Annotated in this window: 20 protein-coding genes and 1 riboswitch; of the genes, 8 read left to right on the top strand and 12 right to left on the bottom strand. The window is 41.7% G+C overall.

Annotated features, from left to right (window positions below):
• Positions 1-5: 5 nt before the first annotated feature.
• The 7 genes from K8F54_RS05725 to K8F54_RS05695 all read right to left on the bottom strand — a co-directional run bounded on the left by K8F54_RS05725 (position 6) and on the right by K8F54_RS05695 (position 5,422).
• Positions 6-317: a DUF6122 family protein gene (locus tag K8F54_RS05725; RefSeq protein ID WP_290788306.1), complete on the bottom strand. Its 312-nt coding sequence runs from the start codon at positions 315-317 to the stop codon at positions 6-8.
• 3 nt (positions 318-320) lie between these two features.
• On the bottom strand, positions 321-1,106 hold the full coding sequence (locus tag K8F54_RS05720; protein WP_290788303.1) for a carboxypeptidase-like regulatory domain-containing protein: 786 nt from the start codon (positions 1,104-1,106) through the stop codon (positions 321-323).
• Positions 1,107-1,182: 76 nt separating this feature from the next.
• Positions 1,183-3,018, bottom strand: coding sequence for a DEAD/DEAH box helicase (locus tag K8F54_RS05715; RefSeq protein WP_290788300.1), 1,836 nt, complete (start codon positions 3,016-3,018; stop codon positions 1,183-1,185).
• A 181-nt stretch (positions 3,019-3,199) separates the two neighbouring features.
• Entirely contained in the window at positions 3,200-3,772 is a 573-nt protein-coding gene (locus tag K8F54_RS05710) for a non-canonical purine NTP diphosphatase (protein WP_290788297.1), read from the bottom strand.
• 36 nt (positions 3,773-3,808) lie between these two features.
• Positions 3,809-4,186, bottom strand: coding sequence for a VOC family protein (locus tag K8F54_RS05705; RefSeq protein WP_290788294.1), 378 nt, complete (start codon positions 4,184-4,186; stop codon positions 3,809-3,811).
• Positions 4,187-4,198: 12 nt separating this feature from the next.
• Positions 4,199-4,729 (bottom strand): SRPBCC family protein, encoded by a 531-nt coding sequence (locus K8F54_RS05700; RefSeq protein WP_290788291.1) that lies wholly within the window; start codon positions 4,727-4,729, stop codon positions 4,199-4,201.
• 30 nt (positions 4,730-4,759) lie between these two features.
• Positions 4,760-5,422, bottom strand: coding sequence for an RNA methyltransferase (locus K8F54_RS05695; protein ID WP_290788559.1), 663 nt, complete (start codon positions 5,420-5,422; stop codon positions 4,760-4,762).
• Between the two features lie 72 nt (positions 5,423-5,494).
• On the opposite strand from K8F54_RS05695, the gene K8F54_RS05690 reads away from it, so the two are divergent.
• From K8F54_RS05690 to purB, 3 genes are all read left to right on the top strand, one after another.
• Positions 5,495-6,184 carry an NAD-dependent deacylase gene (locus tag K8F54_RS05690; protein WP_290788288.1) on the top strand — a complete coding sequence of 230 codons (690 nt, stop codon included), beginning with the start codon at positions 5,495-5,497 and terminating at the stop codon, positions 6,182-6,184.
• Entirely contained in the window at positions 6,174-6,740 is a 567-nt protein-coding gene (locus tag K8F54_RS05685) for an adenylosuccinate lyase (protein WP_290788285.1), read from the top strand. Before K8F54_RS05690 ends, K8F54_RS05685 begins: the two co-directional genes overlap by 11 nt.
• Positions 6,741-6,834: 94 nt before the next feature.
• Positions 6,835-8,178 (top strand): adenylosuccinate lyase, encoded by a 1,344-nt coding sequence (gene purB, locus K8F54_RS05680; protein ID WP_290788283.1) that lies wholly within the window; start codon positions 6,835-6,837, stop codon positions 8,176-8,178.
• Positions 8,179-8,222: 44 nt separating this feature from the next.
• Here the strand turns inward: purB and K8F54_RS05675 are convergent, their stop codons facing one another.
• The 4 genes from K8F54_RS05675 to K8F54_RS05660 are packed head-to-tail and all read right to left on the bottom strand — an operon-like array spanning position 8,223 to position 10,302.
• The gene (locus tag K8F54_RS05675; RefSeq protein WP_290788280.1) at positions 8,223-8,780 is read right to left on the bottom strand and encodes a DUF4252 domain-containing protein; all 558 of its coding nucleotides are present in this window, start codon (positions 8,778-8,780) and stop codon (positions 8,223-8,225) included.
• A gap of 1 nt (position 8,781) precedes the next feature.
• The gene (locus tag K8F54_RS05670; RefSeq protein WP_290788277.1) at positions 8,782-9,318 is read right to left on the bottom strand and encodes a DUF4252 domain-containing protein; all 537 of its coding nucleotides are present in this window, start codon (positions 9,316-9,318) and stop codon (positions 8,782-8,784) included.
• Positions 9,319-9,335: 17 nt separating this feature from the next.
• Positions 9,336-9,809, bottom strand: a complete 474-nt coding sequence (locus K8F54_RS05665; RefSeq protein WP_290788274.1) for a hypothetical protein — start codon at positions 9,807-9,809, stop codon at positions 9,336-9,338.
• Entirely contained in the window at positions 9,796-10,302 is a 507-nt protein-coding gene (locus K8F54_RS05660) for an RNA polymerase sigma factor (RefSeq protein WP_290788271.1), read from the bottom strand. The genes K8F54_RS05665 and K8F54_RS05660 overlap by 14 nt, the downstream gene beginning before the upstream one ends.
• 211 nt (positions 10,303-10,513) lie before the next feature.
• Here K8F54_RS05660 and K8F54_RS05655 point away from each other — a divergent pair, with 211 nt between their 5' ends.
• Both K8F54_RS05655 and K8F54_RS05650 read left to right on the top strand, forming a co-directional pair.
• Entirely contained in the window at positions 10,514-11,911 is a 1,398-nt protein-coding gene (locus K8F54_RS05655) for a S41 family peptidase (RefSeq protein ID WP_290788268.1), read from the top strand.
• Positions 11,912-11,991: 80 nt separating this feature from the next.
• On the top strand, positions 11,992-12,393 hold the full coding sequence (locus K8F54_RS05650; protein ID WP_290788265.1) for a hypothetical protein: 402 nt from the start codon (positions 11,992-11,994) through the stop codon (positions 12,391-12,393).
• Here K8F54_RS05650 and K8F54_RS05645 read toward each other — a convergent pair.
• Positions 12,390-14,324 (bottom strand): TonB-dependent receptor, encoded by a 1,935-nt coding sequence (locus K8F54_RS05645; protein WP_290788262.1) that lies wholly within the window; start codon positions 14,322-14,324, stop codon positions 12,390-12,392. The two genes, K8F54_RS05650 and K8F54_RS05645, sit on opposite strands and share 4 nt — an antisense overlap.
• A gap of 111 nt (positions 14,325-14,435) precedes the next feature.
• Positions 14,436-14,643, bottom strand: a riboswitch (cobalamin riboswitch).
• 49 nt (positions 14,644-14,692) lie between these two features.
• Between K8F54_RS05645 and K8F54_RS05640 the strand changes: the two genes are divergently transcribed.
• The 3 genes from K8F54_RS05640 to K8F54_RS05630 are packed head-to-tail and all read left to right on the top strand — an operon-like array spanning position 14,693 to position 17,654.
• Entirely contained in the window at positions 14,693-15,829 is a 1,137-nt protein-coding gene (locus K8F54_RS05640) for an ABC transporter substrate-binding protein (RefSeq protein WP_290788260.1), read from the top strand.
• A complete protein-coding gene (locus K8F54_RS05635; RefSeq protein ID WP_290788257.1) occupies positions 15,829-16,860 on the top strand; it encodes an iron ABC transporter permease in 1,032 nt (343 codons plus the stop codon). The genes K8F54_RS05640 and K8F54_RS05635 overlap by 1 nt, the downstream gene beginning before the upstream one ends.
• Complete coding sequence (locus tag K8F54_RS05630) at positions 16,860-17,654, top strand: ABC transporter ATP-binding protein (protein ID WP_290788254.1); 795 nt, start codon at positions 16,860-16,862, stop codon at positions 17,652-17,654. The genes K8F54_RS05635 and K8F54_RS05630 overlap by 1 nt, the downstream gene beginning before the upstream one ends.
• The last annotated feature ends 5 nt before the right edge of the window (positions 17,655-17,659 follow it).

Below are 17,659 nucleotides of genomic sequence, written 5' to 3'. Positions count from 1 at the left end.
GGGAATTACCTCATCCACAGACAATCCAAACCATCTGTGAGCATGTGCAACAATAACCCCACCGCAACAATACGGGTCTTTTTGAAAAATAACATTCCGAAATATGCTGTGATGGCTATATAGCTGTGTAAGGGATGAAAGTTAATACTGCAGCGTTGCGGAGAAAAAATTGGATCTGCGATAAGATGGTCCAAATCTACAAGGATGGTAGCAATCATAATCAACCAAGCTTTTTTCCACTGTGATCTAAAGAAAACCCAGGCTATTAATCCGGGAAGTAAAAAATGAAAACTGTAATGAACAATAGGTTGGAGCATACCCTATTTACCCTTGCTTTTCCCTCTGTTCAACACCTTATATTCTTCATAACATTCGCTAATCGCATCCAAGATCTGTAAGTCGCTTGCGGTACGTATAAAGTCGCTGGAATAGCTACATTTATTAAGGATTTCATCAATATCGGCTCGTTCCAACTGAAGCACGGCCATCAAGGTTTCTCTATCGAATTTACTTTGAAGCAGATTTCGTATATCATCATCTTCCTTCATCTTACGAAGTTTCCGCATTTGCTTCGGTCGTTTGCCAAAGACATTGTAGAGGAAATCGGCCGGATTAAAAATAGCACTGAGCACCTTATTTACCGCTCCCGGTTGTTGGTTTCCTCCTTCGTAACCGGTATTGACCCCACTAATTCGATAACGGTAATTATCGTAAATAGGAATGGTCTTAGCATCTACTTCTACATAACCGGTCAATTGTACAGGACGTACCACAACTTCTTCCAAGGCGATTCCTAATTCAGTCATCTTAATTTTAATCTCCCCAAACTTCATCCAGTCATTGGTCACGCGAACCCGAATTGATTTAAAGCCCAAATAACTAAAATACAGCGTGTCATTGACCACAGCACGAATTTCAAAATCGCCCTTCTCATCGGTAGTAGCACCTACCACGCTGTTCAGGTTGACAATATTCACATTCTCCAAGGGGTCGTTATTGGCATCGTTGAGCACCTTTCCTTTAATCAGTGGCGGTTGCACTAAGGATTCCTGCGACCAGGATAAGTTGACACTAACAACTAATAAAAGGAATATAATGTTTCTCATAGCATAAGGAAATCGAGTTACAATATAGACGATAAAAAAGACCTAAAGTTTGACGAAAATCAGTTTTAAGCAATTTTTAACTTCTGCGACGCCGTTTACCTCCGGTTCCTGCATTTTTAGGCTTTTCATTTCTTCTTCGGCTTTTTCCGGCAAATTTTGGACGATCATCTCCCGATTCGGAACGCTTTTTAAAGCCGCCTCTATCTCCACCGCTACTCTTTCCTTTAAATCCGCCGCCACTGCGACTGCTACTTCTTCCACCACGGTCTCTATCACTGCGGCCTCTACCGCCACCGGATCTTCCACGACCCCCTCTATCTTTAGAAATTTCAATCGATATGTTTCTACCGTCCAATTTAAAGTCGTTAAAAACACCCATTACCAATTCCTGATGCACGGTATCGGTATTGAAAAATGAAAAGGAGTCCTTTACATCTACTTTATAGACATCGTCCTTCTGAAGGTCTAATAAATCACGAAGGAAATCCTTTAAGGTCATCCAATCGAAATCATCCTTCGCACCAATATTTATAAAATACCGCGTAGAGTCTTTTCCGTCACTTTCGGCATAGTCCACATTTCCACCGCTTAGGGTGTTTAAATCTTTCGTCTTTTTGTAATAATTGTAGAATCTGGTAAACTCAACCGTAAAGACTTTCTTGATCAACTCTTCCTTACTGAAATCGGCTAGCACTTCATTGATATTGGGTAAATACGCATCAATCTCGTGGTTGATCTCTGTATTTTTTATGCTGTTGGCCAAATGAAACAATTGTACTTCACATATCTCCATGCCACCGGGAATGTCTTTCTGCTCAAATTTCTTCTGAATCATCTTCTCAATACTGTGAATCTTTCGCACTTCACTCTTAGAAACAATGACTATAGAAACACCACTCTTACCGGCCCGTCCTGTACGTCCGCTTCGGTGTGTATAGGTTTCAATCTCGTCGGGTAATTGGTAATTGATCACATGGGTTATATCGTCCACATCGATTCCACGCGCAGCCACATCGGTCGCTACCAGCATCTGAATTTGACGGTTACGGAAAGATTTCATCACGATATCTCGTTGATTCTGACTTAAATCTCCGTGCAGGGCAGCGGCATTATAACCATCGGTAATCAGTTGCTCGGCTACTTTTTGCGTATCCCGTTTTGTACGACAAAATATCACCGAAAAGATATCGGGATTGGCGTCGCACAATCTTTTTAAAGCAGCGTAGCGATCGCGAGCATTCACCAAGTAGTATTCGTGTGAAACCGTATTGGTGCTTACGTTTTTAGATCCCACGGTAATTTCGACCGGGGTGTGCATAAATTTCTTTGCAATGGAAGCCACCTCCTTTGGCATAGTCGCGCTAAACAACCAGGTACTCTTGCTTTCGGGTGAATGGGAAAGGATTTCGGTGATATCTTCATAGAAGCCCATATTCAACATTTCGTCGGCCTCATCGAGAACACAGTATTCAATTTTTGAAATATCGATCATTCTGCGCCCAATCATATCTTTCATACGACCCGGAGTAGCCACAATGATCTGCGCGCCTCTTTTAATTTGCTTTGCTTGTTCGGAAATGCTGGCACCACCATAGATAGCAACCACGTTCAAACCTTTGACGTACTTTCCGTAGCTGTTCATTTCGTTGGCGATCTGCATACACAGCTCACGCGTTGGTGACAGGATAAGTCCCTGAGTGGTTTTGCTTGCTGCGTCAATCTTTTGCAGCATTGGAAATCCGAAGGCAGCCGTTTTCCCGGTTCCAGTTTGTGCTAGGGATACCAGATCGGTTTCGCGTTCTAAAAGAAGTGGAATTGTTTTTTGTTGTACTTCCGAAGGGGTTTCGAAACCCATATCGGTTATGGCCTTGAGTAAATTCTCGTTAAGGCCTAACGATGTAAATGTAGACATAGAATGTGCTAAAATGTTTATTTGTACTTACTGAAGCGAACACGACAAATAAACCTTATCACTCCTTACAGTACTACCTCACCCTGAGGATTTTCAAGCGGCAAAGATACTCTTTAAATTGAATTCTGTGAGTGTGTTGGGAGTTTTTTATGAAATGGTCAAGTTTTCTGCTACCAGCTTGTTATTCAGAAAGATACTCAATCAATTGTCGCATGGCTTTTCCGCGATGTCCAATCTCACTCTTTTGAAGCAGGGACATTTCAGCAAAAGTCTCAGATTGACCTTTGGGTAAAAAAATAGGATCGTAGCCAAAGCCTTTCGATCCTCGAGGCATTTTGGTAATAGACCCTTCACATATTCCAAGGAATACCGTATGTGCCCCCTTTAATGTAAGTGCGATGGCGGTTTTAAATCGGGCGTCTCTTGTTTCAATTCCTTTGAGCTTTTCCAGCAATTTCTTCATATTGGCTTCGGCATTGTTTTCCGGGCCTGCATATCGGGCACTGTACACTCCGGGGGCTCCATTAAGGATAGCAACTTCTAGTCCGGTATCATCAGCAAAACAATCATAACCGTACACATTTTTCACATAGTTCGCTTTCAGAATAGCATTACCCTCAATAGTATCGGCTGTTTCGGGTATGTCCTCCTTACAACCAATATCGTTAAGGCTTAATAATTCTAAGTGATGGGGCAATAAGGCTTTTACTTCCTTAAACTTATGTTCGTTGTGGGTTGCGAAAACTAGCTGCATATTGACGTTGTTAGATCTGGCTATTCCTGTTGAAAATTATTCTTTCGAATGTAAAGCAATGCGATTCCCTTCCGAATCGATAAAAACGCCCATATAGCCATGATCTGGAGAAATCATGGTTTTTTCTTGATAAATCTCTCCCCCTGCTCCGACCACACGATCAAGTTCATTTTGGACATTTTTGCTGTAGAAATACACCATTGGGCCTTCCATACTTGGCACATAACTCTCTTGTTTGATAAGCGTACCCGTGGCTCCCGTTGCTTCTTCTCCCGCATTGGGAAACCACGCCATCAACATACCTCCAAAATCTACCTGTTGCAACGAAACATTGAATACCTTTTCGTAAAACTTTGAGGCCCGAGCCATATCGTTCACAGGAATTTCTATCCAAGCGAATGTATTGTGCTTCATAATAAATCCTTTTTATTTTTGTTCTAATAATTCCTTTAAGCTTGTAAGGCCTTCTTCGAAATCTTTTCCAACTGCCTTGTCCATATTATACACGAGCATCATAATATTGAAAGGCACTTTGTTAACTCCTTTAAATCCCCAGATCACTTCTGTTTTGGAGTCATCAACCCCATTTGTGATCAAGTAGGCATTACTCACCGATTTCCATGGTTTTAGAAATCGCAATTCGGTCTCTACACGCTCCTTGTCGATTATATTTTTTATTTCCTGTTCTCCTGCACCTACCTGTTTGTGGTCACTTTCCCACTTCGAAATAAATCCGATAGTCCCGTCGGTGCCGGTAAACGATTGTTTCATATTCGGGTCTCGTTTTTTCCATGGAGACCAGTAATCCTGGTTCTTGACCAGTTTCACGTATTGAAATACTTCAGAAACCGGTTTATCTATAATGATACTTCGCTTAAATTCGTATTCTTTTGGAGCTATAATTGCAAGGAGAATCAGTAAGGCAAGAATGCCTAGAAGAATGTATACGACTATCATTTCAATAAGTGATTAGTTATTTGTATAAAATTACGAATTTTTCTCTTGGTAATACCGTTCGATGATTTCGGGAGCACTTTTAATGGTTCTTTGGGTCCAATCCATTTCGATTTCAAGTTTTTCTGCTTCGGAAAGCTCCCAAGCCACTTCCTCAATGCGCATCCGCGTAACGACTTCTTGCAAAATAATAGCAGCAGAGACCGATATGTTCAAACTTTCGGTAAAGCCGTACATAGGTATCTTTAACACCCCATCGGCCTCTTTTAGCACCAAATCACTAAGACCATCGTTTTCCTTTCCGAAGAAAAAAGCGCTCTTTTTATCCACATTGAATTCGTGCAACAGCGTGGATCCATCATGCGGCGTGGTGGCGATAATTTGGTAGTCCCGCTCACGAAGCGTTGAAATACATGCTCGAATTGAATCGTAACGGTGCAAGCTCACCCATTTTTGGGCGCCCATGGCTATTTCCTTGTCAATCCTCTTACCGTATTTCTCTTCTACCACGTGTAGGTCCTGAATTCCAAACACATCGCAACTGCGCATTACGGCACTGGAATTATGCAATTGATAAACGTCTTCGGTCACCACGGTAAAATGCCGTGTACGCTGCGCCAACACCTCTTTAAATAGCGTTCTTCGTCGGTCGGTCAGTAAGGTTTGTAAATAGTCAAAAAGTTGTTTATCCAACAGAAATAAGTAATTTTAGCTTTCATCGATAAAGTTAGGAAGGATTGTCATATTCTTAGTGAAAAAATTCAGAAAATGAAAATTACAGTACTTACAGGGGCCGGAATGAGTGCCGAAAGCGGACTCAATACATTTCGTGACAGCAATGGCCTCTGGGAAGGTCATAACGTAATGGACGTGGCATCTCCGGAAGGATTTGAACGCAATCCTGAACTCGTACTCGATTTTTATAATCAAAGACGAAAACAATTGTTGCAGGTGGCGCCCAATAGCGCGCATATAGCGCTAGCCAAACTGGAAACCCTGCACGAAGTAAGCATCATCACTCAAAATGTAGACGATTTACACGAACGTGCCGGCAGTTCACAGGTGGTTCATTTACACGGCGAGTTGTTAAAAGTAAGGAGCACCTACAACGAAAATAACATTTTAGATTGGCGAACCGATCTCTGTGTGGGTGACCTATGCAAAAACAACTATCAACTGAGACCTCATATTGTTTGGTTTGGGGAGCCGGTTCCTATGATGGAAGAAGCCATTCAGATTGTTCAGGAGGCAGATACCATTATAATTATTGGCACCTCCATGCAGGTATATCCGGCAGCGGGACTTGTTGAGTTTGCTCCGTATACTGCACCAATCTATTTTATCGATCCGAAACCATCCATGAATTCGAACGAACGTATCACTGTTTTTGCTGAAAAGGCCACTACCGGTTTGCCCAAAGCGATTGGGTTGTTAAAAGATTGGAAAGATGGCTTCTGAAATACTTTTAGATAAACTCAAAAATACCAAGGCCTATCGACAATCTCGCCTCGATGTAGCTATATGGGTATTGGACCATCCTGAAACCTTTCCTGAGTTGCTAGATCATTGCTTTCAAATTGAAACCGAATTATCGTATCGGGCAACCTGGATTTTAGAATTTGTTTGTATTGAACAACTCGGATTGTTGCATCCGTACCTCGATCGATTTTTTAAGGATCTACCCACGGTATACCGGGATCAGGCGCTTCGGCCCTTGGCTAAAATTTGTGAAATGCTTGCGGTTTCTTATTACAAACACAAAGAGCCAAGGCTTCTTAAACTGCTTACTTCAGATCATAAAGAAGTGATGACTACATGTTGCTTTGACTGGTTGATTTCCGATCAAAAAGTCGCCTGCAAAGTGTATGCTATGACCACCTTGTTTTATTTAGGGACCGAATTCGATTGGATCCATCTCGAACTACACGCGATCATCTCAGAAAACATCCATGAAAATAGTCCTGCCTATAAGGCAAGAGGGAAACAAGTCTTGAAGAAAATTAGTAAGCAATAAGTCCGCATTACTGCTGTAAAACTACCAACAAATTAGTATCTTTGCCACTTTCTTCTGCGTAGGAAAAGCGCGGAGAACCATCAAAATTATACGCATGACAACCAACGCATTACAAGCAATTTCACCCATCGATGGCAGATACGCCACAAAGACCGCTGCGCTCATTCCATTCTTTTCGGAAGAAGCACTCATTCGATATCGCGTACAGGTTGAAATTGAGTATTTTATTGCCTTGGTGGAACTTCCGTTACCGCAACTAAATAAATTTGACAAACAGCTTTTTTCGGACCTCCGTGCCTTATATCTGGAATTTTCGGTGCAGGATGCCATCCTAATCAAAGAAACTGAGAAAGTCACCAATCACGATGTGAAGGCCGTAGAGTACTTTATTAAAGAAAAGTTTGATGCGTTAGGACTTCAGAAATACAAAGAGTTTATTCACTTCGGACTTACTTCACAGGACATTAACAATACGGCCATTCCGCTTTCTCTGAAAGATGCCATGAATGAGGTATACGTGCCTCAATTATTTGCTGTAAAAGATAAGTTAGCCGAATTATCCCAAGAATGGGCCAATATCCCTATGTTGGCACGTACACACGGGCAGCCGGCCTCTCCAACCCGTTTGGGAAAAGAAATCGAAGTCTTTGTGGTGCGACTGCAAGAACAGTTTGATCTGTTGAACGATATTAAAAGTGCCGCCAAGTTTGGGGGTGCCACCGGAAATTTTAACGCACATAAGGTGGCCTATCCCAATATCGATTGGAAAGCCTTCGGAACACAATTCGTACAAGAAAAGCTAGGCTTGCACCATTCGTTTCCAACTACACAAATAGAGCATTACGACCATATGGCGGCTCTATTCGATACCTTAAAGCGCATCAACAATATCTTGATAGATCTGGATCGAGATATCTGGACCTATGTTTCCATGGAATATTTTAAGCAGAAAATTAAAAAAGGCGAAGTGGGTTCCAGTGCCATGCCACATAAGGTGAATCCTATCGATTTCGAAAACAGCGAAGGGAATTTGGGAATTGCGAATGCCCTTTTTGAGCATCTTTCAGCAAAACTTCCCATTAGCCGATTGCAGCGTGACCTAACGGACAGCACGGTGTTGCGTAATATTGGAGTTCCCGTGGGACATACCGTAATCGCTTTTCAGTCTACCTTAAAGGGTTTGAACAAATTACTATTGAACGAATCCAAGATTGCCGAAGATTTGGAGAACAACTGGGCCGTTGTGGCCGAAGCGATCCAAACCATTCTTCGCCGTGAAGCCTATCCAAATCCCTATGAGGCCTTGAAAGGATTAACACGTACTAACGAAGCCATTACTCAAAAATCTATAGCCGATTTTATTGAGATCTTGGATGTTTCCGAAGCCATTAAAAATGAAATGAGGGCGATTAGCCCGGCCAATTATACCGGAATATAAAAAAGCCTCCATTTGGGAGGCTTTTTTTATTGAGCAGTACTTGCTTAAATACTGTCGCCCTTTGTATTGAATAATTCTCCAATACTTTTAAGTTTTGAAGCATCTATATCGCCATTGTCAATAGAATTCATCAGCTTGAGCATACTGTCCGGACGCATATTATCTCCTAACAATCTAAATACGGCAAATCCTCGATCGTCATCACTGGCAAAGACGATTAACTCGTCAATTGCATCTTCCTCACCTAAATACTTTAGCGTTGCACCCTTATTGTTAGAGCCATACTTAATCAAGGTCTTGTATTTCTCCTGACCAATTATCTTCTTCAGTTTGTCCTTTTCAGCCTCATATTCGGCCATATTCTCCGCTTTCTTAGGGTAAGCCACCACGTTTATTTTCTTAACCGTATTGAGTATATCCTGTTCCTCTTGGGTAAAGTCGGCGTTCTCGCTTTGCAGTAAACTGGTTGCCAGATCTACTTTTACAAAGTTATTGTCTTCTTGTTTGTCCACCAGGTATCGTTGCAGTGAGGATTCACTATTGCATCCAAACAATGCCAGTGCTACTATAGCCAGCGGAATTAAATATCTTGAAAGTACCATGTTACGACTTTTTCTTTTTATCAATATTCTTCAACTCTTCACTTCCGGGAACCTTCAGGTCCTGTGTAAGTTTAGATATTTTCTTTAGATCGATGTTTCCTGTAATACTCATAATAACGGTCATCTTTTTACCGTCTACATTGCCGTCTAGGTGCATTAACAACTCGCTAACGAAATTTTCATTCTTACCTTCTTTCGAATAGAACTTGATATTCTTACCGTCGTCTTTTACACGCATTAACTCACTCAATGCTTTCGACTTGCTTACATAATTTGTAACTGCCGTATTCATACGAGCGGCGACTTCAGGGTTTTCTGTGGTGTAAATCTTAATATTATCAAGATTGTTGACCAGTTCCATATACTCTTGTGCTTCAGGATCATTGGATTCGAGATCTATCTTGCTCAAGAGCTTAAACATATTTTTGGTAACGATGACCGAGCTCACGTCTTTTTCATCTTCGAACGAATCGAAGGTCTGTGAAAACCCAACGAGCGGAGTACATATTAGGGCGATTACTATTGCTAACTTTTTCATGTGCTTGTGTTTAAAGATTATTTTAAAATTTTGTTTTTTGTGTCTGTAAATTGATTGATATGTGCAATGGAAGAGGTGCCTTTGGTAAATTCATTTAAATAGGCCAATTCTTCGGTTCCTTTATTTAAGCTTTCAGAAAGCAGGCGTAAGGTCTCCTTCGATTTTTCAAAGGCAGCCACTGCTTCTTTTTCTTCCTGTGATAACTGAGGTTGTGAAAACAGAACACTTCCAATGGCTACCCCTACTACTAACATAGCTGCAATGCCATACCACCATGAATTCAAATTGAAAGCGGGAGACGGAAGACGAATCTCTTTATGAGACACTTCACCTTTGGCCTGTTTCAGCCCGACAAACAGGGGTTGATACATCACGAACTGAGGGGCTACCTCAGAGCCTGAAAAATAATCCCGAAGGCTTGCTTCTTCCACCAGTGTGGTAGTGCCTTCAAAATAGGCTTCCAAGAGTTGTTCTATTTTAGCTAACTCCATAATTGTATTGTTTTATTAATTGTTCTCTTACAGTTTTTCGTGCCCTCGATAGGGAAACTCTAACTGCTGTTTCGTTACTTTCCAGCATTTGGGCAATTTCGGCAAACTCAAATTGCTCTACATCCCGAAGCTGTAAGATCATTCGTTGTTGTTCCGGAAGGGTTTCCATTATTTTGAATACAATGCTAACTCCGTCATTGGCTTCCACCTTTTTCTCCAGATTATCAGAATTTTGATAATTACTGTGTACAATTTTCAGATTAGCGGCCTGTTTCGATTTTAAACGATCCAAACAATAGTTCTTCGTCATTGTAATGGCAAAAGCTTCAGGGTTGACATAATTCTTTATACGATCCTTCCCATTCCATAATTTCAAATACACTTCTTGAACAGCATCTTCGGCTTCTTCACTTGAAACAAGGAGCCTTTTGGCAAGTCTGTACAACTTGTCTTTAAATGGCATTACCGTCGATAAAAACTCCCTTTGCTTCATCTTATTTGGTTAGTGAACTTAATTTAAGAGGCCGTTCTTTCATTACGACGAATCAGCTCGATTTTTGTTACAGTTTTATTTTCAATGCTCAATATCTATTAAATGTACTTCTCTTATAAACTCAAAAATTTATAATAACATATTTTTTTACTCACAATAATGTCATTAAATTCGGGGTTTACAAGATATATCCCGTTTTAAACCCTATTAGATGAAAAAGAACCTTCTCCTTGTTTTACTCGCAGTTTCCATTACGTTTACTTCTTGTTTTAAAGATCGGGATGATGACATTCAAGTTGCTTCGGCCCTGGATATTCAAAACTTTATCTATCGCGGACTCAACTACTTTTACCTGTACAAAGCCGATACACCCGAACTCGCCAACGATGCCTTTGCCGATCAAAATGAATTGGATGCCTTCTTAAGTAACTACAGCACCCCCGAATCTCTATTCGATTTTCTGAAATCTTCTCAGGACCGTTTTAGCATCCTGGTAGACGATTATATCGAACTGGAAAACGCACTAAACGGCATCACCCTGAGCAACGGAATGGAGTTCGGACTTGTACTCTACCCGGACAACAGCAATAATGTCTTTGGATATGTGCGCTACGTGGTTCCCAACACAAGTGCCGCCGCGGCGAGTCTACAACGAGGCATGATATTCAACACCGTTGATGGGCAACAGCTCACCGATACCAACTTTAGTACCTTGTTGGCTCCCGATGCCTATAGCATTGGTCTGGCTACCTTCGACGGACAAACTATTACACCAACCGGAGAAAGTAAGTCACTTACGAAGGCAGAAGTTTCTGAAAACCCGATCCACCTGGCTCAAACGTTAAACGTAAACGGACAAAATATCGGGTATTTAATGTACAACGCCTTTACCAGAAACTTCGCACCACAACTCAATGCTGCTTTTGGACAATTTAAAGCCGATGGGATCACCGAACTGGTACTGGACCTTCGCTACAATGGTGGTGGTTCGGTAGAAAATGCCGTTGACCTAGGCAGCATGATTACCGGGCAATTTACAGGAGAACTTTTTTATTCTGAAATATGGAACGAAGACCGACAAGCCGAGTATTCGAGTCCCGGGCTATTCGACACTACCATACAGACCGGAGAAGCCATCAACAGTCTGAATTTAAGCCGAGTGTACATCTTAACGACCAAAAGATCAGCCTCAGCAAGCGAATTGGTCATTAATGGTCTCGATCCGTATATTTCGGTTATCCAGGTAGGTGGAACTACTACCGGTAAATTTCAGGCTTCCTTTTTGTTGTACGATGCTCCTGCTCCCGGATTCGACCGGAGTCAGGCAAACCCCGGCCACACCTACGCCATGTTGCCATTGGTATTTAAGACGGCTAACGCCAACGGGACAACTGATTTTGTCGACGGCCTCTTCCCGGATATTGAAGTGGACGAAGATTACAGTAATTTAGGAACCCTTGGAAATGTTAACGAACCTTTATTGGCAGCTGCATTGAACGATATTTTTCCGGCACCTCAACCTGTACAAAACAATAGGTTGTCGCTGAAAGAAATTTCAGAAAGCAAGGCTTCCTCATTGTTGTATCAAAGAATGGTGGCAGACCATTAGAGAAGGGGATGATTTTAAATAATTACTTTTTGCTACGATAAACAAGTTTTATAGTATATTTAAGTGTAAAATTAAGAATTATGAAAAAGGTGTTCTGCAGTATCATGGTAATTATGGTATTAATTGCCTGTTCAAAAGATAAAGATGTGTCCTCACCCGACCTTATTAATGCATGGTTGTTAATTGAAAACTATAACGATCCTGGTGATGGAAGCGGCGGCTTCAATCCTGTACAGAATGGGCGAACCATTGAATTCCTAGCCGATGGTACCGTCACTACAACGGTTTCTTTCTGTGATCAATCTCAAACGACCTATGGAATGACGGCTGTTTATGATACCACCAACAAACAAATTATTGTAAATGACTGCAATGAAATAGAATACACTATTGAATACACTATTGAAGGCCAAAACTTACTATTAGCCTTCCAATGTATTGAAGGATGTTGGGAAAAATATAGACTTACTACCATTTTTTAAAAATCCAATATAAATCCGGCTCGTATATTTCGTCCGCGTGCTTGATACCGATACAATTCCTCGTATTCTTCGTTTAATAGGTTGCTCACCGTCGCAAATAAAGTTAGATTGCTTATCACTTTAGTTGTTACTGAAATATCGAACAGACCATAACTGTCTAGGCGAATCGTTTCACTTTCGAAAGTTATAGGATTGAAAAAAGTATCGTTCCGCTCACTATTGAATTGATACTGCAATCCTATAAAGGATGCTTCGGTTAGCTGAAAACCTAACGAAGCATTCAACTTATGCTCCGGAATGCGTAGCGAAAACCGTTCATCGGCTTGGGTATTGGTATAATTTGCCGAAGCCGTAAACTTCTTCCCAAACTTCTTATACACTTCCACTTCTACACCGCTGGCTTCAAAGGTTTCGGGTGTATTTATATATTGATACGAATACATTTCGGGATCAACTAAAACGAAATCGACAAAGTTTTCCTCAGTTCGGTTAAAATAGACCACACTTAGATTAAAATTATTTTCAGAAGAAAAAGAGATGCCTCCCTCCATCGTTGTATTCTCCTCGGGAAGCAAGGCTTCATTTCCATAAATAGGATCGAACAATTGATATAAAGAGGGGGTAATATAGGCAGTACTATACGATCCCAGCAGTGTCAAGCTGTTGTTACCAACATCGAAGGTATACGATGGATTCAGGTTATAGACCAGATGCGAATCGTATACCGAATGGAGATTCAATCGGGCTCCGACATTGACATTAAGTCCGTAATTAGAGACATAGACCAAATTCACATAAGGGTCGATGACGCTAAACTTGGCAATATCTTCATGGACCTCTTGTTCAAAATGGGATGCCCCAAACGGAATGGTAAAGGAATTGAAGCTACTGCTAATAAATTGAAGCCCCACCAATACACTAAGCCTTTTCGTAAACTTATGATGAAGGTAGGTATCCAGCGTATACGATCTCGAATCGTATTTGGCAGGAAAAGAAGAAACCACTTCTCGCTCTATCCAACTGTAATTATCGTTAAATACATAGGTGCCGTTCTTGTATTTCCATTCAAAATGTCCCCCTGTGTTCAATTGCTGCGAAATAGATTGATAGTCGGCGTCATTATAGCTAAAATCATCAAATCCCGATTTGAATTTATTGAAACTGAAAAACCGACTTACACTTATATCCTTATTAAAGCGATAGCCTAAGTTTATCCTACCGTTGTATCGATTGAATACGTCGGCTTCAAATCGGGTATCGCCTTCGGGTGCCGCAATGGCCGAGAGACCATCTGCATATCTATTGCTGAAACTAGCATCATAGAAGAACTTATTAAGCGTTCCGTTCAGGGAAATGGCATTTGTAAATTCCTGAAGCGTATGTTCGCTATCGTTTTTTTCCGAAGCCGAATTCGTTCCCATGCTGGAGGTAAGGCTAGCAGCAATGGGTTTTTCAGAAGCTGCCTTTGTCGTTATACTAATGACGGCTGTCGCTGCACCGCTGCCATACAACACACTCGATGCCCCCTTGATAATTTCAATACGTTCGATAGTGGATGGTGTAAGTAATCGCAGGTCGAAGTCGTTGTTAATATGTGAAGGATCATTCATTTGAACACCGTCCAAAAGAATTACTACCTGTCTGTTTCTTCCACCTCGTACAAAATAGCCTAGATTTTGACCTTCATTGCTACGGCTACCGTTAATTTCGATGCCCGATACTTCGTTTACAAGTTGCGCGACCGACTTTCCTTTACTTTTTTCAAGAGTTTCCTGAGAAATAGTGGCGACGATTTTACCACTGTTTTTACGTGCCAAGGGCGCTTTTGTAATAATGGTAACCGAATCCAATTGTTCTACCTTAGAAACTTCTTGTGCGATCGTGTTTCCCATCGCTACTAAACATACTGCTGTGATAACTAGTTTTTTCATTTTAAATAATTAAAACGGAAAAAGCTGAAGATGCGAAAATTGTAACAAGCTACCGTAAATTTAATTGTGTAGGGTCGTTACCTTCTTTGCTCTAAACTTTTATCCCGAAAGTTTGACAATAGTGAACTTGGCAGGTCTCCTGGCTCGCCCTTGTACTACCTTCCCATTCACTCCAGGTGAACAGTGGTTTTGAAGAATTGTACAATCCGCCAAAGGCGGATGGCTTACAGTTGCGGGTACAGCTTCGGTTTTTAACCGAATTCCCTATTACGAGTATTTTCAGTGAATGAAAACGCTCACCATAATTCGAAACAAAAATAAGGTTTTAAATTGGTAGCGAAGCCAAACAAAAACTATTATTTTTGAGCATGCAAAAACTTTGGTCGACCATACTCCTACTTAGCTTATTTCTATCGTGTAAAGAAATTCAGAAATCTCCATCCATAATCCAAAAGTCCGATGCGACTACCGAAGTTTCCTTTGCAAACGGATTCGACATCGCTCATTTCGATGGCTATAAGACCATCACCGTACATAACCCTTGGCCGGGATCGGATAAGGCCTTTACCTATGCTTTGATTGAAAAAGGCAGTGTACTAGAACAGTCCGATAGGTTTGATGCTGTAATCGAAATACCGCTCTCCAACATCGTTGTGACATCGACCACACATATTCCATCTTTGGAGATGCTGGGCGTCGCCGAAAAACTAATAGGCTTTCCCAACCTTGAATTTATTTCTTCGGAAGCAACACGACAATTAATTGCTGAAGGAAAAATTACTGAACTGGGAAAAAATGAGGACATCAATACCGAAGTCCTGATCGATCTAGCGCCAAGTGCCGTTGTAACCTTTGCCGTAGAAGGGAATAACAAAACGGTGGCAAGCATTCAAAAGATGGATATTCCTGTGTTGTATAACGCCGATTGGACCGAGACCTCACCTTTGGGCAAAGCCGAATGGATCAAATTCTTTGGTGTTTTGTTCCATAAAGAAAAAGAAGCCGATAGCATCTTTAAAAACATTGAAACCGAATATCTGGCCGCAAAAAAGATTGCTTCCGAAGCCACCAAAAAACCAACGGTGCTCAGTGGTGCTATGTATCGGGATGTATGGTATCTGCCACAGGGAGGCAGTTGGGCCGCCCAATTCATTACCGATGCCAATGGCGACTACCTATGGAACGATTCAAAAGGGACCGGAAGCCTCTCTCTCAATTTGGAGGCAGTACTAGAAAAAGGCGGGAAGGCGGAAATTTGGATTGGTCCGGGGCAGTTTACCAGTTTAAATCAGCTAGCCGAATCACATACCGTATACGCACAGTTTGATGCCTATAAAAAGAACGAGGTATATAATTTTACGAACCGAATAGGCCCAACCGGTGGCGTATTGTACTACGAATTGGCCCCTAACCGCCCCGATATCGTATTAAAAGACATTATAAAGATCGTACATCCCGAGCTCCTGCCTGATCACGAATTATTCTTTTTTAGTAAACTCGAATAGTGGAATCAACTGCAACATACAAGGGCTATTTTGTTTTATTGCTCCTACTCTTGGGCCTTAGCTTTTTAACCAACATTAGTTTGGGTTCGGTTTCCATTCCCTTGGATGAAGTGATCTCGGGCTTGTTCGGTGGTGGCACTTCGAAAGATTCCTGGCAGTACATTCTCATAGATTATCGTTTACCGAAAGCACTTACCGCAATTTTGGCGGGAGGCGGCCTAGCGGTTTCAGGGCTTCTTATGCAAACACTGTTTCGGAATCCTTTGGCAGGTCCTTTTGTACTGGGCTTGAGCAGCGGTGCAAGTTTGGGAGTCGCCATTCTGATTCTTGGAGCAGGTGCCTTTGGCGGGTACTTCGGAAATCTACTGGTGAGTCAATGGAGCCTGGTGATTGCCGCGGCTTTTGGAAGCTTTTTAGTGTTGTTGGCGGTATTGGCGGTCACCTTTCGGATAAAAGACACCATGGCCATCCTAATCATTGGTTTGATGTTTGGCAGTGTGACATCGGCAGTCGTAGCAGTATTGTCGTATTTCAGTAGTGCCGAACAACTTCAGCAGTATATCTTTTGGAGCTTTGGCAGTTTGGGCAATCAGTCGTGGCAGGGTGTCCTGATTCTGAGTATTTGCTGTGTTTTCGGGTTATTGTTGAGCTTTTTCTGTAGCAAATCGCTAAATGCATTGTTATTAGGTGAAAATTATGCGAAAAGTATGGGACTTCGCATTAAACGAACCACTTTTTTGATCATTTTGGCCACGAGTATTTTGGCGGGGAGTATTACAGCCTTTGCAGGCCCGATTGCCTTTGTTGGATTGGCGGTGCCACATCTTACCCGGCAGTTCTTTACTACCTCAAATCACTTTATCTTGATTCCTGCGGTACTGCTTTGCGGAAGTGTATTAATGCTGCTATGTGATACGGTAGCCCAATTGCCGTTCAGTGAATATACGCTACCCATCAATGCGATTACAGCACTTATTGGAGCCCCGGTGATCATCTGGTTGTTGGTTCGAAAACGTAAACTTTTATTCTAATGGCTTCGGAAAAAGGACATATTGTTTTAGAAGTTATGAATTTGGCCGTTGGTTATTTCAGCAAAAAGAAACCGAAAATAATTTCAGAAAATATTCAGTTTTCAATTGCTGAAGGAGAGCTAGTAGGTTTGGTGGGTGCCAACGGTATTGGAAAATCTACCCTACTGCGAACGCTGGGCAGAATGCAACCGAAAATCAGCGGTAGTATCCTTCTGAAACACAAATTGCTTTCGACATACACAGCTATGCAGCTGGCTTCAGAGTTAAGTATGGTGTTGACCGAAGCCGCCGTTTCAAAAAACCTTACCGTATTAGAATTGGTTTCCTTGGGCAGACAGCCTTATACCTCCTGGATGGGAACCTTGACCGAGGCCGACAAGAAAGCTATTCAATTTGCCCTTCAGGCTACCGAAACGGCAAAACTTGCCTCGCAAAAATGTTTCGAATTAAGCGACGGGCAATTACAACGTGTGTACATTGCCAGAGCTTTGGCACAGGACACTCCGTTAATCATCCTGGATGAGCCTACTACGCATCTGGATCTGTACCATAGGGCCTATATTTTGAAGCTCTTGAAAAAATTGGCTTCGGAAACCGGTAAGTGTATATTGTTTTCTACACACGAGATCGATCTGGCCATCCAGCTCAGCGATAAAATGCTGGTAATGACCCCCGAATCAAACTTTTTCGACACCCCGTGCCGACTCATAGAAGCAGGAAAGTTTGATGCCTTATTTCCGAAGGAAACCATCAATTTTGATAGTAAAACAGGTCGGTTTAACATCAATAATTAAGTATC

This window comes from Altibacter sp., from assembly GCF_019913785.1.
Lineage (GTDB): Bacteria > Bacteroidota > Bacteroidia > Flavobacteriales > Flavobacteriaceae > Altibacter.
The sequence above is the reverse complement of the archived record's forward strand: the minus strand, read 5'-3'. Positions and strand labels throughout refer to the sequence as shown.